This is a genomic window from Deinococcus terrestris, assembly GCF_009377345.1.
Taxonomy (GTDB): domain Bacteria; phylum Deinococcota; class Deinococci; order Deinococcales; family Deinococcaceae; genus Deinococcus; species Deinococcus terrestris.
Map to the genome: position 1 here is coordinate 1,180,534 of NZ_WBSL01000001.1, position 14,837 is coordinate 1,195,370.

A 14,837-nucleotide genomic window follows, 5' to 3' on the forward strand; every position below is an offset into this window, starting at 1 on the left:
GCTCGGCCGGGGGCCTTTCAGGCTTCTGGAAGGGCCAATCTCCGCCGGGCAGTCCGGGGGCAGGCGGGCACGCTGCGGGCACAGTTCACCCTGGTGATTTTCCTGCTCGCGTTCCTGCCCAACCTCGTGCTCAGCGTGGGCGCGGCCGGAGCGAACCCCACCTCGGCGCTGGCGCTGTGGCTGACCCTGGTCGCGGCGCTGTGCGGCGGGGTGGGCTACCTGCTCAGCGGCGTGCTGCTGCGCCCGCTGCGGCGGCTGGAGGGTGAGGTCGGCGCGGGCAGCTTCGCGCAGCCGCACGCGGACGACCCGGCGGAGATCCGGGCGCTGCGCGGGGCCTTTACCGGGCTGCTGGAACGGCTCTCGACCGAGCAGGAGCGGCGGGGGGCCTTTATGGCGACGCTGGTCCACGACCTGAGGACCCCGCTGATCGCCACCGGGCACCTCTCGCGGCTGCTGGGCCAGGGCGCCCTGAGTGCCGAGCAGCGCCGTGAGGTCGCGGGCGAGGTCGAGCGGGAAAATGCCCGGCTGCTCGCCCTGGTCGCCCAGATGGCCGACGCCCACCGCTTCGAGCGCGAGGAGGTGCAGCTCTCGCCCTCCCCCACCGACCTCGGCGCCCTGCTCGAGGAGGTGGCCCGGCGGCTCTCGCCCCAGGCCGACGTGCGGGGCTTGAACCTCACCGCAACCGGAACCGGCCACGCCCCCGCCGACGCCGCCGTACTGGAACGGGCCGTGACCAACCTCGCCGCCAACGCGCTGCGCTACGCCCGCACCCGTGTGGAGCTGCGCGTGACCCCGCAGGGGCTGGAGGTCCGCGACGACGGCCCCGGCCTGTGTGCCCCGCTGTCCGAACTCGCCCAACCCTTCAACGCGCAACCCGCCACCATCGCCGGGCAGCAGTACGCCGCCGGGATGACGGGCCTGGGCCTTTTCATCGCCCGCCGGGTCGCGGAAGCGCACGGCGGCGCCCTGGAGTACCGCCGCGACGCCGCCTCGCCCCTGCCCACCACGTTCTGCCTGCTGTTACCGGAGGTGACCCCTTGAGAATCGTGATTGCCGACGACCACCCCCTCTTCCGCATGGGCCTGAAGTACGCGCTGCTGCACCAGGGCTTCGACGTGGTTGCGGAAGCCGCCGACGGCCTCCAGGCCCTGAGCGCCTGCCGGACCCTGGAACCCGACGCCGCCCTCCTCGACGTGAAGATGCCCGGCCTGACCGGCATCGAGGTCTGCGAGCGGCTGCGCCAGACCCACCCCGGCGTCGTCAGCGTCCTGATCACCACCTTTGCCGAGCCCGCCATCGTGCAGGCGGCGCGGGCGGCCGGGGCACGCGGCTACGTGAGCAAGGAAACCGACCCCGAATCCCTCGCCCGGCAACTGCGCGACATCGTGGCCCACCCTGACGTGGACCGCCTGCCGCAGGTCGAGGTCCCGCGCCTGACCCCCCGCGAGTCGGAGGTGCTGCCCCTGCTCGCCCAGGGCTTTTCCAACAAGGAGATCGCCAAGAACCTCGGCGTCAGCCCCGACACGGTCAAGGACCACCTCGCCCGGCTGTACGTGAAACTCGAAGCCGGGGACCGCACCGAGGCGGTCAGCCGGGCGCGGAGCATCGGGCTGCTTCAGTAGACCGAGCCGGAGCGGTCAGAGGGGCGGCGGGGGCCGTCCCTTTTTCCTCAAACGCACGACGCAGCCCGCGGCGAGGGGAGTCGCCGACTCCGGGAGGAGGTCCGGTGAGCGGAATGGATGTGATGGTGCGGATCATCCTTGAAGCGGATAACCCACGTCAGCAGACCGTCTTCGGGGAGTGGGCACCGCGCTGGGGCATCTCTCTGGACACCCTGCACGACGAGGGATGCGGATGTTGCGTGAACATCTACAGCTTCTCCATCCCCCTGTCCGCGGCGGCTGAACTCGGCGGCGGCTGGGAGAGGGAGGGGCCGGGGTCGAGTTTCTTTCCACCACGCCCTAGTTCACCCCCGCGCCGCCGCGATTCACGTCCCGTAGCCTGCGGCATGGAGGCCGCCCCGTCTGCCCGGATCGCCCTTTCTGCGCGTGCCCTGAGCCTCAAGCCCTCGGCCACGGTTGCGGTCACCTCGCGGGCGCTGGAGTTGCGCCGGGCGGGGGCCGACGTGCTGAGCCTCAGCGTGGGCGAGCCAGATTTCGAGACGCCGCCGCACATCAAGGCCGCTGGCATAGCTGCGATTGAGGCCGGATACACCCGCTACACGCCCGTGAATGGCCTGCCCGAGTTGCGCGAGGCCGTGAGCGCCAAGTTCGCCCGCGAGAACGGGCTGGAGTACGCGCCGGGCGACGTGACGGTCACGAGTGGAGGCAAACAGGCGATCTTCAACGCCCTGCTCGCGCTGCTCAACCCCGGCGACGAGGTGCTCATCCCCGCGCCGTACTGGGTAAGCTATCCGGAGATGGTGGCGCTGACGGGCGCGGTGCCTGTCCCCGTCCCCACGCGGGCGGAGGCAGGCTTCGTCCTCGACCCGGAGGAGGTGGCGGCGCGGGTCACGCCGAGAACGCGCCTGATCGTGCTGAACAGCCCCGGCAACCCGACCGGGGCCGTCTTCCCGGCGGGGGTGCTGGAGGCGGTGGCCGACCTTGCCCGGCGGCACGACCTCTGCCTGCTCTCGGACGAGATCTACGAGCACCTGACCTACGACGCCGAACATGTCAGCCCCGCCCGCTTCGCCCCCGAGCGCACGCTGACGGTGAACGGGGCGAGCAAGGCCTACGCGATGACCGGCTGGCGCATCGGCTACGCGGGCGGGCCGCGCGAGTGGATCGCCGCCATGAACGCCCTGCAATCCCAGAGCACGACGGGGGCCTGCACCGTGTCGCAGCACGCCGCCCTCGCCGCACTGACCGATCACGGGGCAACGGCCCATTTCGTGGCGGGGGCGCGGACCGCCTACCGCGAGCGGCGGGACTTCCTCGTGGCGGGGCTGAACGCGCTGGGTCTGCCCACCCCCACCCCGCAGGGCGCCTTCTACGTCCTGCCCGATACGACCCGGCTGCACCCCGACGACCTGGAGGCCAGCCACCTGCTGCTGGAGCGCGGCGGGCTGGCGGTCGTGCCGGGCACCGACTTCGGGGCACCGGGGCGGGTGCGCCTGAGCTACGCGGCGGGCCTGGACACGCTGGCCGAAGCCTTGCGGCGCATCCGCCGGGTGCTGGATTGACCCCGGAACTCTTGCGACTCCTGCCCCGTACCCTAGACGTATGACGAATGCTGATGGCAGTTACAGTCTCCGCGACTTCCTGGCCCAGACCGCCGAGCGCGACAATCCCGGCGAGGTCTTTGAGCTGGAGTCCAGCAAGATGCTGGAGGTCAAGGTCAACGGCCGCATCTGGAGCAAACTCGGCGCGATGATCGCCTACAAGGGCAACCTCTCCTTCAAGCGCGAGGGCACCCTGGAAGGCGGGCTGATGAAGGCCCTCAAGCGGGCAGTGAGCCAGGAGATGAGTCCGCTCGCCAAGATCGAGGGCCGGGGCGTGGCCTACCTCGCGGATCAGGGCAAGGAGATTCAGATTCTGCGGCTCTCCGGCGAGAGCCTGAACGTGAACGGCAACGACCTGCTCGCCTTCGAGGACTCCGTGCAGTACGACATCACCATGCAGCGCCGGGTGGCGGGCATGGCGGCGGGCGGCCTGTTCAGCGTTCGGGTACAAGGGCATGGGCTGGTCGCCATCCTCAGCCACGGCAAGCCGCTCACACTGCGCGTTACGCCGAACGAGCCGATCTTCACCGACCCCAACGCGACGATTGCCTGGAGCGGCAACCTCCAGCCCCAGCTCCGCATGGACTCCAGCCTGCGCTCCATGATCGGGCGCGGCGGCGGCGAGACCTACCAGATGGTCTTTCAGGGCGACGGCTTCGTGGTGGTGCAGCCCTACGAGGAGTTCGAGGCCGGGATGTTCGGGGAAGGCGGCGGGAGCGTGGGCAAGACGCTGGGCGACCTGTTCGACTGAAGGCTGCGGCGGTGCAAAAGGGGGTGGGGGCGCTCGCAGGGGCCTCCCCCCCTTCTCCCCTGTTGCTCCACACCCTCCGGGCCACCCGCTACACTCCCCCGGATGAGTCTGATCGTGATGGCGACGGGCGGCACCGGGGGGCACATCTACCCGGCGGTCGCCACCGCGCGGGAACTGATGGGCCGGGGACATCAGGCGCTGCTGCTGGGGCAACGCGGTGGCATGGAGGAACGCTTTGCGGCGGACTCCGGCCTGGATTTTCACGGGGTGGACGCGGGGAAACTCGCCCGCAGCGGGCAGGGCCGCCCCGACCCCCGCGAGTTGCTGCGGGCGGCGCGGGGCGTGGCCGAGGCGCGGGCCTTCCTGCGGGAGACGCGGCCGGAGGCGGTTGTCGGCTACGGCGGTTTTGCCAGTCTGCCCGGAGTGCTCGCCGCCCAGAGCCTGGGCCTGCCTACCGTCCTGCACGAGCAGAACGCCCGACTGGGCCTGACCCAGCGCCTCGCCGTGGGCCGGGCGCGGGCGGTGGGTACCGCTTACCCGAAGGTCGTGGGCCTGAATCCCGACAAGGCCACCCAGGTCGGCATGCCCGTCCGCGAGGAACGGTTGCCCCGCACCGAGGCGCTGGCGCGGCTGGGGCTGCGCGAAGGAGCGCTCACCGTGCTGGTCATGGGCGGGTCGCAGGGGTCGCTGGCGCTGAACAACGGGGTGCCCGACGTACTGCGGAGCGTGTTCGGGGCGGAGGGCCGCACCTCGGACGGCCAACCCGTGCAGGTGCTGCACTCCACCGGCCCGCGCTGGATCGACGAGGTGGCCCCCCGCGTGGCCGACCTGGGGTGGTACCACCCCGTTCCGTATGTGAACGCGGTCGCGGCATGGTCGGCGGCCGACTTCGGCATCACGCGGGCGGGCACGGGCACGCTGGCCGAGGCCGCCTTTCACGGGGTGCCGCTGATCATGGTGCCGCTGCCCGAGTCGGCGGAGAACCACCAGTTCCACAACGCGCAGAGCGTGCAAGAGGCGGGGGCGGGGCGGCTGGTGGAACAATCGGACCTCGCCGGGGCGCTGGGCGGGGCGGTGCTAGAGTGTGCCCAGCCCGGCACGCGGGCGGCGATGCGGGAGGCAGCCCTGGGGCGCTCACCCGCCGGGGCCGCCGCGCGGCTCGCGGACCTCGTGCTGCGGCACGTCCGCTGACGCTGGCCGCGTGCCTCCCCCCCTTTCATCATGACTGACCTCCCTCCCACCCCGACCCCCCCGGCTCCCGACTCCTCTCCCCACTATCACCTGATGGGCATCGGCGGCATCGGCGTGAGCGCCTTTGCGCGGCTGCTCGCGGCGCGGGGGGTGCGGGTCAGCGGCTGCGACGAGCAGGCGTCCGAGCTCACCGAGGGGCTGGTGCGCGACGGCATCGCGGTGGCACACGCCCACGACGCCGCGCATGTGGCGGGGGTAGATGTGCTCGTCGCTTCGGAGGCGGTGCCTAAGGACCACCCCGAACTCGTCGCCGCCCGCGCCGCCGGGGTGGAGGTGCGGCCCCGCATGGCGCTGCTGGGGGAGTTGCTGACTGCCTCGCCCTCGGTCGGTGTGATCGGCACCCACGGCAAGACCACCACCACCTCCATGATCGCGGTGGCGATGGCGGGCGCGAGGCTCGATCCCTCTGCCTTCGTCGGCGGCATCGTGCCCGAGTTCGGCTCCAACGCGCGGCTGGGGGCGGGTCCCTTCGTCGCGGAGGTGGACGAGTCCGACCGGGGCTTCGCGGCCCTGAGCTGCGAGACGGCGGTGTTCACCAACGCCGAGGACGACCACGTGGGCGGCAACCAGGCGACCTACTGGGAAACGGTGGAGGAACAGCACGCTGCCTTTGCCCGCTTCGTGGGGCAATCGGGTCGGGTCCTGTACTGCGCCGACTGGCCGGGGCTGGAAGACCTGTGCGGTGGGGCGGCCGAGCGTCTGAGCTACGGCCAGGCGGAAGGGGCCGACTACCGCGCCCTGGACCTGCGCCCCGACGCCGAGGGCACCTCCTTCACCGTGACGCGCCGGGGGGAAGTGCTGGGCGAGGCCCGCGTGGGGCTGCCGGGCACCCACAACGTGCTGAACGCGCTCGCGGCGCTGGCCGTGACCGACCTGTACGGCGGAGACTTCCGTCCCGCTGCCGACGCGCTCGCCGCCTTCCGGGGACCGGGGCGGCGCTGGCAGCGGGTGGGGGAACTGAACGGGGCACTCGTGGTGGACGACTACGCGCACAACCCCACCAAGGTGGCGGCGGCGGTGCAGGCCGCGCGGCAGACCGGGCGGCGGGTGCGGGTGGTGTTTCAGCCCCACCGCTACCTGCGGACCCAGCAGTCCTGGCCCCGGCTGGCCGACGCGCTGATGCCCGCCGACGAGGTGCTGATTCTGGACATCGCAGCGGCCTCCGAGCCGCCTATTCCCGGCATCCACGCCACCCTGGTCAGCGACCGGATGCGCGAGGGCGGGCACGCGGGCGTGCGCTACCTCCCCGACCGCGCCGAGGTCGTGCGCTACCTGCGCGAGACAGCGGGCGTGGGCGACCTGATCGTGACGATGGGAGCGGGCGACGTGTGGAAGCTCTCGCGTGAGCTGGCGGCGGGGGAACGAGCATGACCGTCCTGAGCCCAAGCCGCACCGGGGCGCGGGTGGAGCGCCAGCCCCTCGCCCGTTACACCACCCTGGGGGTGGGCGGCGAGTCCGAGGTCTGGTTCGTCGCCGACCACGCCCAGCTCGCGGAGGCGATGGAGCAGCCGTACCGCATCCTGGGGGGCGGCAGCAACCTCGTGGTCGCGGACGAGGGGGTGCCCGAGCGGGTCATCCGTCTGACCGGGCCGCTCGCGCAGGCGGACCTCACGCCCGACCCGGTGCTCAGCACGCCCGAGCAGATCGTCACGGGCTGGGTGGGCGGCGGGGTGCCCCTCCCCGGCCTGATTCGCAAGCTCCAGAAACTCGGCCTGAGCAACCTCGAGGGCACGGTGGGCATTCCCGCGCAGGTGGGCGGCGCAGTGTGGATGAACGCGGGCACCCGCTACGGGGAGATGTTCGACGGCCTGCACACCCTGGAGATCGTGACGCCACAGGGGACGCGGCAGGTCACGCCGGACGACCTCGCCTGGGGCTACCGCGACAGCGGCATTCCCCGGAACCACATCGTGACCCGCGTGCGGCTGCGGCTGCGCCCCTCTACCCCGGAGGAGGTGCTGGCGAAGATGGACTTCGCGGACCACGCCCGCAAGGGGCAGCCCAAGATGAAGACGCCCGGCTGCGCCTTCAAGAACCCCGGCGGGGGGAAGGGTGCGGGCCAACTGATTGACGAGGCGGGGTTGAAGGGCACCCGCGTCGGCGCGGCCATGATCGCCCCCGAGCATGCCAACTTCATCGTGAATCTGGGAGGAGCGACCGCCGCCGATGTCCACGCCCTGCTGGCGCTCATCTGCGACCGCGTGGGCGTGCCGCTGGACCTGGAATACGAGCTGTGGCCGGAGACGTTGCCAGGGTAAGCGGCCAGTTTCCAGTCGCCAGAACACACGAGGCTCCAGCTCAGGTTGGGGCTTTTTGCTGACGGCTGATCGCTGACGGCTGACAGCTAGAATCCCCCCATGACCGATCCCGACCCCCGGCCAACAAACCGCCGGGTGCCCGCGCCCAAGCCTGCGCCTGACCCTGTCACCACCGAGCCACCTGCCTCTGAGCCCGCCGTGGAGGACGTTCCCCCGCCGCCTCCGCCCCGCCGTCCGCTCAACCTGCGCCCCCTGTGGTGGACGCTGGGGAGTGCAGCGGTCCTGGGCGTGCTCGCGGCAAGCTGGTTCCTCCTGCCCATCCGCACCGTGACGGTGCAGGGCCACGAGCGGCTCTCGGAGGCGCAGGTGCGGCGGCTGGCGGGCCTGACACCGGAGTTCGGGTGGCTGTACTACGGGCGCTGGCGGGCCGGGGGGCTGGCCCGCAGTCCCTGGATTGAGGCGGCGACCGTGACCCGGCGTTTTCCAGACACGGTGGTCGTGCGGGTGCGTGAGCGGGAGCCCTTCGCCCGCTGGAAGAGGCCGGGCGGTGAGATCGTGACGCTGGCCGAGGACGGCACCGTGTTGCCCGGTGCCCGCAACGTGGCCGGACTGCCCCTGATCAGCGGGTGGGGACCCGACCGCCGGGCCGAAGCTTTGGCCCTGACGCGTGCCCTGCGGCGTTACAATGTGCAGTCGGTCGCCTATACCCCCAGCGGGTTCACGGCGGCGACGCCAACCACGACGGCCTGGAGCGGGGACCTTGCCACGCTGCTGAAGTATGCTGGGGCCATCGTGCAATTTCCCGATCAAGAGATCCACATCTACCCCTGGGGGGTGAGCGTCCAGTAATGAAGGACAACCCGATCATCGTGGGGCTGGACATCGGCACCACCAAAATCACGACCGTCATCGGCGAAGTGGGCGATGACGGTTCGGTCGACATTATCGGCGAAGGCACCGTGCCCAGCGAGGGCATGAAGCGCGGCGCCGTCGTGAATCTGGAGCGGGCCACCGGGGCGATTCGTCAGTCGGTGCAGGCCGCCGAGCGCGTTAGCGGGGTGCGGGTGGCCTCGGTCTTCGTATCGGTGGCCGGCAACCACGTCAAGGCGATTACCAGCCACGGCCTCGCAGCGATCCGCCGTCACCAGGAAATCTCACAGGCCGACGTGGACCGCGCCATCGAAAACGCCCGCGCCGTGCCCCTCGATCCCAACCTGGAGATCATCCACACGCTGCCGCAGGAGTACGTGGTGGACGGCCAGGAGGGCATCAAGAGCGCCGTGGGCATGCACGGGGTGCGGCTGGAAGTCGACGTGCACATCGTCGCCGGGACCGCCGGGCCGCTGCTGAACCTGCGCCGCTGCGTGCAGGAAGCCGGGCTGAAGGTTGAGGGCTTCGTGCTACAGGCGCTGGCCTCGGGCCTCGCCACGCTGGAGGCCGCCGAGCAGTCGCAGACGGTCGTCGTGATCGATATGGGCGGCGGCACCACCGATGTGGGCGTCTTCAAGCGCGGCAACCTCGCGCACTCGGCGTGCATTCCCATCGGTGGGGACCACGTGACGGCCGACCTCGCGCAGATTCTTAAACTGCCCCATGAGGAAGCCGAGAACGTCAAGCGCCGCTACGGGGCCGCCGTGCCCGAACTCGCCGACCCCGACCTCACGCTGGAGATCACCACCGCGAACGGCTCGACGCACGCCATCAGCGCCTTTGAGCTGTCGCGCATCATCAAGCCGCGCCTCACCGAAATTTTCGGGATGGTCCGCGACGAGATCGACCAGGCGCTCGGCCCGGTGGAACTCGTCGCGCAGGGCGTCGTGCTGACGGGTGGGGCCAGCTCGCTGCGCGGGATTCCCGAACTCGCCCGCGACCGCTTCCGCCTGCCCGTGCGGGTGGGTAGACCGCGCGGCATCGGCGGCCTGACCGACATCGTGAGTGGCCCCGCGCACGCCGGGGGCGTCGGGCTGGTGCTGTACGGCATCGGCCAAGACGGTAAGGTGCCGGTGTCGGTCTTCCGCCCGGAGGAGCCCGCCACCCCGCCCCCCGCACCCCAGCCGCAGCCTGCCGCCAAGGCCAGCTCCGAGGCCAAGAAGGAAGCGGGCGCCGTGACGGTGGCGACTCCCGCGCCCAGCCAGCCTGCTCCTAAGAAGGACAAGGAAAGCGGCAACCTGCTGACCAAGGTGCGCGGCTTTTTCAAAGACTGGATGTGAGTGGCCTAACGGCGCAGAGCTCACCTTTGCCGTGCCGACCATGAAGGTACGGTAAGCTACCGGAAGCACAGCGAGGGAGGCAGCGCCTCCTTCCGAAGGAGACATGATGCAAGCGGCCAGAATTCGCGTGATTGGCTTGGGCGGGGCGGGGAACAACGCCGTCAACCGCATGATCGAATCGGGACTAGAGGGTGTGGAGTTCGTAGCGGGCAACACCGACGCGCAGGTGCTCGCCAAGAGCCACGCCGAGGTCCGTATTCAGCTCGGCGACCGCCTGACGCGCGGCTTGGGTGCCGGAGCCGACCCCGAGGTCGGGGAAAAGGCGGCCCTTGAGGACCGCGAGCGCATCAAGGAGTACCTCGACGGCACCGACATGCTGTTTATCACCGCCGGAATGGGCGGCGGCACCGGCACCGGCTCGGCTCCTGTGGTGGCCGAGATCGCCCGCGAGATGGGCATCCTGACGGTCGCCATCGTGACCCGACCCTTCAAGTTCGAGGGGCCGAAGCGCCAGCGCGTCGCGGAGGAAGGCATCGCCAAACTCACCGAGCGCGTGGACGGCATGATCGTCGTGAACAACGAGAAGCTGCTCACGGCGGTGGACAAGAAGGTGAGCTTCCGCGAGGCGTTCCTGATCGCCGACCGGGTGCTGTACTACGGGGTCAAGGGGATCAGCGACGTGATCAACGTCGAGGGCATGATCAACCTCGACTTCGCGGACGTGCGCAACATGCTCTCCAACTCGGGCACGGTCCTGATGGGCATCGGGGCGGGGCGCGGCGAGAAGGTCGCCGAGGAAGCCGCCATGAGCGCGATCCACTCGCCGCTGCTCGAGCGCGGCATCGAGGGCGCCCGCCGCATCCTGATTAACGTGACGGGCGGCTACGACCTCTCGATGACCGACGCCAACGAGATCGTCGAGAAGATCCGCGAGGCGACCGGCTTCGAGGACCCCGACATCCTCTTCGGTATCACCCCCGACGAGGCGGCGGGCGACGAGGTGCGCGTCACCGTGATCGCCACCGGCTTTGGCGAGGGCACCTTCCCCGGCACGCTCTCGGCCGGGATGGGCATGGGCAAGCCGGGGGGCAGCCGCAGCTCCAGCCTGGAAACCTTCGTGCGCCCGGTGCGCGGGCAGGGCGGGGGCTCCTATGACCCCAAGGACTACGACATCCCCGCCTTCCTGCGGAACGTCGGACGGGACTGAGCTCCACCTGAAAAGGGGGCCACGCGCAGATGCCGTGGCCCCCTTCGTCTCTACGCCGGGTCAGATGCTCAGCGTCTTGGCGCAGCGGTACAGGTCGCGGCTCACGTCCTTGCGCCGTTCCCAGGTCTCGTGCAGGGGCGTGTGGATGACCTCGCCGTTGACCCGGCCCACCATCACGCCCGCCGTTCCGTCCATCAGGGCGTAGACGGCGGCTTCCCCCAGGCGGCTGGCGAGCACCCGGTCGCTGCTCACGGGCGAGCCGCCGCGCTGGATATGGCCCAGGATGCTCACGCGCGTCTCCAGGCCGGTCCCAGCCTCGATCGCGCTCGCTACCCCCTGCGCCCCGCCCGGATACCCCTCCGCGACGATGATGATGGAGCTGGCCTTGCCCTTGGCCACGCTGTCCTTGACGATCTGGACCACGCCGTCGACGGGCTTGGGGTCCTCCGGGATGAAGACCTCCTCGGCGCCGCCCGCGACCGCCACTTCCAGCGCAATGTGCCCGGCGTGGCGGCCCATCACCTCGATCACGAAAATGCGCTCGTGCGAGGCCCCGGTGTCGCGCAGCCGGTCCACCGCGCCCAGCGCCGTCTCCACGGCCGTGAAGTAGCCGATGGTGTGGTCGGTGCCGTACAGGTCGTTGTCGATGGTGCCGGGGATGCCGATGATAGGCACGCCGTGCTCCTGCTGCAAATAGTACCCGCCGTGAAAGGAGCCGTCCCCGCCGATCACGACCAGGCCGTCCACCCCCCACTCGCGCAGGTGGGCCGCCCCGCTCGCGCGGCCCTCGGGGGTGCGCCAGGTCTTGCTGCGGGCGGTGAGCAGCACGGTGCCGCCGCGCTGGATGGTATTCGCCACGTCCCTCGGACCGATCATCCGCAGGTCACCCCGGTGCAGGCCGGAAAAGCCCCGGCGCACGCCCACGACCTCGACGCCGTGGTGGGTCGCGGTACGGACCACGGCGCGGATGGCCGCGTTCATGCCGGGAGCGTCGCCGCCACTCGTCAGGACGGCCAGCCGCTTGATTCCGGCCGGGTTGGGATGCGGCTCGGCGTGCGGGAGGTCGGGAGGCTGGGGCAGATCGGCAGGCGGCAATTCAGACATGACAGACCTCAGAGGTGGGGAGGGATTCAAGACGACGTGACCCGCAGGGCCAGCGCATAAGCGTCATTCTTACGCAAACCCGCCTCGATCAGCAATTCCCGGATCTCGCGGGCGGGTCGGCCCTCGGCAGCCCAGGTGCGGGCCTGGGCCTCGGGGTCGGGAGGCGTCTCGCCGGGGAGGAGAGTGCCCTGGGGCCGTCCGGCGACCACCACCACGATCTCGCCCCGCACCCCTTCCCCGAAGTGGGCGCTGAGGTGGGCGAGGGTGCCCCGCGCCGTTTCCTCGAAGCGCTTGGAGAGTTCGCGGGTCACGCTGGCCTCCCGCTCCGGGCCGCAGGCGGCGGCGAGGTCGGCGAGGGTATCGCCCAGACGGTGCGGACTCTCGTACAGCACGGTCGTCTCGGGGCGGGCGGCGATGGCGGCCAGCCTCTCCCTCCGCTCGCGGCCCGACCGGGGCAGGAACCCCTCGTAGGTGAAGCGGGCGGTGGGCAGGCCCGAGAGGACGAGCGCGGGCACGAAGGCGGTCGGGCCGGGCAGGACCTCGACCGGAATCCCGGCCTCCACTGCCGCCCGGACGAGTTCGGAGCCGGGGTCACTGATGCCCGGCGTGCCCGCGTCGCTGACGTAGGCGAGGCGGGGGTGCGCCTCCAACACGGCGGGAGCGCGGTGCATGGTGTGAGCGTCGAGGCGCACGAGGGGGCGGCTGATCCCCAGGTGGGTCAGCAGCGCTCCGGTGCGGCGGGTGTCCTCGCAGGCCACGGCGCCCGCGCCGCGCAGCACCTCCACCGCCCGGAAGGTGAGGTCCCCGAGGTTGCCCACCGGGGTGGGCACCAGCCAGACGTGGGGGGAGCCGGAGGCCGCGGTCCCCGTCTCCTCTGGCGGAGTCAATCCTCGCCCCCGCCCTGGGGCACGCTGCCCGGCAGGGCGGACTCGGCGGCGAGGCCCGGCAGCGGCTTGATCCGCACGCGCACCCGGCGGCGGGTCAGGGCGCTGGTGATGCGGGCACGCAGCAACTCGGCCTCTCCGACCGTGACCGTCACGACCGTGCCCTCGGGCAGCCGCGCCCCGACCAGCACGACGACGCCGCCCTCCACGATGCCCTTGTACGCCCTCATGACCTCCACTCTAGAGCACCCACCCCACACTGTCGCCCTGTCCGGGGTGGCGTGGGGGTGCAGGGCCAGCCCTCAGGCTTCGCGGCCCTGGGCGCGGCGCTGGCGGCGCTCGGCATTGGAGAGGGCCTCGCGCAGCGCCACGATCTCCCCCTCGCGGGCGCCCCCCAGCCGGGCGTAGCGGTCGATGACCTCGGCGGCCTCGCGGCGGCGGCCCAGGCGCAGCAGGATCACGCCCAGGTGCTCGCCCCCCACGAAGTAGGCGCGGGGATTTTCCGGGTCGGCCAGCACCTGTGCCCGCGCCGACGCCAGACGCTCCAGCGTGACCCGGTGCCGCCCCACCTGCCAGCGCACGAGGTACGTCGCCAGCGCCAGCGTGACGAGCGCCCCCAGGGTGGCCGCGCTGTACGCTTCCGGCACCCCCACCTGGGTCCCCAGCCGCACCATCAGCGGAAAGGAAAAGGAGAGGATGACGAGCACCGCCAGGGTGGCCGCGTAGTTCACGGGGGGAGTGTAGCCGTTTGTCCCGGGACAGGTGGCGTGGAGCCGGACCTGCGAATGGGATTCAGGCTGGGGCCGGGAGCGTGCAAGGCGAGCCAACCGGCCGCTTGAAGTAGTGATAAACGCCCATCCAGGTGCCGACATACACCCAGCCCTCGCGCTCGGCGTCCTGCCTGGACTTCTGGGTGAACAGGACCTGCTGCCGCAGATGCTGCCAGCGGACACGCAGGGCAGGCTCCTCCGGGCGGCGGAAATGCAGCACCAGTGGTCCGAATCCGACGAGTTCCCAGCCCTCCTCCCCCATCTGGTCCAGGACGGACCGCTCGTCGAAAGCCGTGGCGAGGCGGTCCTGGTATTCCCAGGTGCCGCCGACAAGACCGACACGTTCCTCGGGTGTGACCATAAACATGTCCTCCAGGGGAAGCTCAAAGAGCCACGACAGTCGGAACGCGAGCAGGAGGCCCGGATCATTGCGACCAGTCTCGAAGTTGTTGACCGTCTGGCGTGAAACGGAGAGACGTTGGGCCAGATCAGCCTGGGACCAGCCCCGGGCCGTACGAAGTTCCCGGATACGGTTCTGGATAGGGCCTCCTCCCCTGGCGCGAGCGACGTCGCGTCTGGGACGCCTTCAACCTAACCCCCGCATGCCCCCTGTGTCAAACAATATTGACAAGTCTAAAACTTTTGTCTCCTTGGTGGAACAGACTCATCTGCCGCCTTTCCTGAGAGAAGTCTTTTAAGCCCTATCCTCTCCCCCATGCGCTTGCACCTCATCACCGTCGGGGAACCGAGGCTCGCCTACGCGAAGGCGGGCTGGGACGAGTACGCGGGGCGGCTGGGGCGCTACCACAAGCTGCGGGTGACGCGGGTGACGGGCAAGACCCAGGCCGCCGAGAGCGAGGCGGTCGCGCGGGCGGCGGGCAAGGCGCCGCTGGTGCTGCTGGACCCGCGTGGGCGGCAGTTCAGCAGCGAGGGGCTGGCCGCCTTTCTGGAAGCCGAGGCCGTGGGCGGTACGGGTGAACTCGCCTTCGCGGTGGGCGGGCCGGACGGCCACACCGACGCGCTGCGGGCCGGGGCACGGCGGCTGTGGAGCCTGGGCGAGCTGACGCTGCCCCACGACCTCGCCATGGTCGTGCTGGTGGAAGCGCTCTACCGGGCCTCCACGATCACGGCGGGGGAGCCGTACCACCGAGGGTAATCCCCAAACGAGAGAGGGAGACG

The 14,837-nt window shown here is 70.8% G+C and carries 16 protein-coding genes and 1 pseudogene; 11 read left to right on the plus strand and 6 right to left on the minus strand.

From position 1 onward, the window contains the following. Positions 1 to 72: 72 nt before the first annotated feature. The 10 genes from F8S09_RS05865 (at position 73) to ftsZ (ending at position 10,900) form a co-directional block, all read left to right on the plus strand. Positions 73 to 1,041, plus strand: a complete 969-nt coding sequence (locus F8S09_RS05865) for a sensor histidine kinase (RefSeq protein WP_227978535.1) — start codon at positions 73 to 75, stop codon at positions 1,039 to 1,041. Next, complete coding sequence (locus F8S09_RS05870) at positions 1,038 to 1,622, plus strand: response regulator transcription factor (RefSeq protein ID WP_152869689.1); 585 nt, start codon at positions 1,038 to 1,040, stop codon at positions 1,620 to 1,622. The genes F8S09_RS05865 and F8S09_RS05870 overlap by 4 nt, the downstream gene beginning before the upstream one ends. A 386-nt stretch (positions 1,623 to 2,008) precedes the next feature. Beyond that, positions 2,009 to 3,184, plus strand: coding sequence for a pyridoxal phosphate-dependent aminotransferase (locus F8S09_RS05875; RefSeq protein WP_152870229.1), 1,176 nt, complete (start codon positions 2,009 to 2,011; stop codon positions 3,182 to 3,184). 40 nt (positions 3,185 to 3,224) lie between these two features. After that, positions 3,225 to 3,974, plus strand: a complete 750-nt coding sequence (locus tag F8S09_RS05880; protein WP_152869691.1) for an AIM24 family protein — start codon at positions 3,225 to 3,227, stop codon at positions 3,972 to 3,974. A gap of 102 nt (positions 3,975 to 4,076) precedes the next feature. Next, positions 4,077 to 5,165, plus strand: a complete 1,089-nt coding sequence (gene murG / locus F8S09_RS05885) for an undecaprenyldiphospho-muramoylpentapeptide beta-N-acetylglucosaminyltransferase (protein WP_152869694.1) — start codon at positions 4,077 to 4,079, stop codon at positions 5,163 to 5,165. A gap of 30 nt (positions 5,166 to 5,195) precedes the next feature. Further along, positions 5,196 to 6,596, plus strand: a complete 1,401-nt coding sequence (gene murC / locus F8S09_RS05890; RefSeq protein WP_152869696.1) for a UDP-N-acetylmuramate--L-alanine ligase — start codon at positions 5,196 to 5,198, stop codon at positions 6,594 to 6,596. After that, entirely contained in the window at positions 6,593 to 7,483 is an 891-nt protein-coding gene (locus F8S09_RS05895) for a UDP-N-acetylmuramate dehydrogenase (protein ID WP_152869698.1), read from the plus strand. Before murC ends, F8S09_RS05895 begins: the two co-directional genes overlap by 4 nt. Before the next feature lie 99 nt (positions 7,484 to 7,582). Next, positions 7,583 to 8,332, plus strand: coding sequence for a cell division protein FtsQ/DivIB (locus F8S09_RS05900; RefSeq protein WP_152869700.1), 750 nt, complete (start codon positions 7,583 to 7,585; stop codon positions 8,330 to 8,332). Beyond that, on the plus strand, positions 8,332 to 9,693 hold the full coding sequence (ftsA, locus tag F8S09_RS05905) for a cell division protein FtsA (RefSeq protein ID WP_152869702.1): 1,362 nt from the start codon (positions 8,332 to 8,334) through the stop codon (positions 9,691 to 9,693). The genes F8S09_RS05900 and ftsA overlap by 1 nt, the downstream gene beginning before the upstream one ends. A gap of 106 nt (positions 9,694 to 9,799) precedes the next feature. Beyond that, a complete protein-coding gene (ftsZ, locus tag F8S09_RS05910) occupies positions 9,800 to 10,900 on the plus strand; it encodes a cell division protein FtsZ (protein WP_152870231.1) in 1,101 nt (366 codons plus the stop codon). Between the two features lie 60 nt (positions 10,901 to 10,960). Here the strand turns inward: ftsZ and pfkA are convergent, their stop codons facing one another. From pfkA to F8S09_RS18290, 6 genes and pseudogenes are all read right to left on the minus strand, one after another. Next, entirely contained in the window at positions 10,961 to 12,004 is a 1,044-nt protein-coding gene (pfkA, locus tag F8S09_RS05915; RefSeq protein ID WP_152869704.1) for a 6-phosphofructokinase, read from the minus strand. Between the two features lie 26 nt (positions 12,005 to 12,030). Continuing rightward, the gene (rsmI, locus tag F8S09_RS05920) at positions 12,031 to 12,891 is read right to left on the minus strand and encodes a 16S rRNA (cytidine(1402)-2'-O)-methyltransferase (protein ID WP_152869706.1); all 861 of its coding nucleotides are present in this window, start codon (positions 12,889 to 12,891) and stop codon (positions 12,031 to 12,033) included. Next, on the minus strand, positions 12,888 to 13,118 hold the full coding sequence (locus F8S09_RS05925; RefSeq protein WP_152869709.1) for a hypothetical protein: 231 nt from the start codon (positions 13,116 to 13,118) through the stop codon (positions 12,888 to 12,890). The genes rsmI and F8S09_RS05925 overlap by 4 nt, the downstream gene beginning before the upstream one ends. Positions 13,119 to 13,190: 72 nt before the next feature. Further along, positions 13,191 to 13,619 carry a hypothetical protein gene (locus F8S09_RS05930; RefSeq protein ID WP_322618573.1) on the minus strand — a complete coding sequence of 143 codons (429 nt, stop codon included), beginning with the start codon at positions 13,617 to 13,619 and terminating at the stop codon, positions 13,191 to 13,193. Positions 13,620 to 13,680: 61 nt separating this feature from the next. After that, the gene (locus F8S09_RS17605) at positions 13,681 to 14,025 is read right to left on the minus strand and encodes a DUF2812 domain-containing protein (RefSeq protein ID WP_194165223.1); all 345 of its coding nucleotides are present in this window, start codon (positions 14,023 to 14,025) and stop codon (positions 13,681 to 13,683) included. 15 nt (positions 14,026 to 14,040) lie between these two features. Further along, positions 14,041 to 14,199: pseudogene (locus F8S09_RS18290) on the minus strand (helix-turn-helix transcriptional regulator); the annotation flags it as partial. A 174-nt stretch (positions 14,200 to 14,373) separates the two neighbouring features. Here F8S09_RS18290 and F8S09_RS05940 point away from each other — a divergent pair. Continuing rightward, a complete protein-coding gene (locus F8S09_RS05940; protein ID WP_152869711.1) occupies positions 14,374 to 14,814 on the plus strand; it encodes a 23S rRNA (pseudouridine(1915)-N(3))-methyltransferase RlmH in 441 nt (146 codons plus the stop codon). Positions 14,815 to 14,837 lie beyond the last annotated feature (23 nt).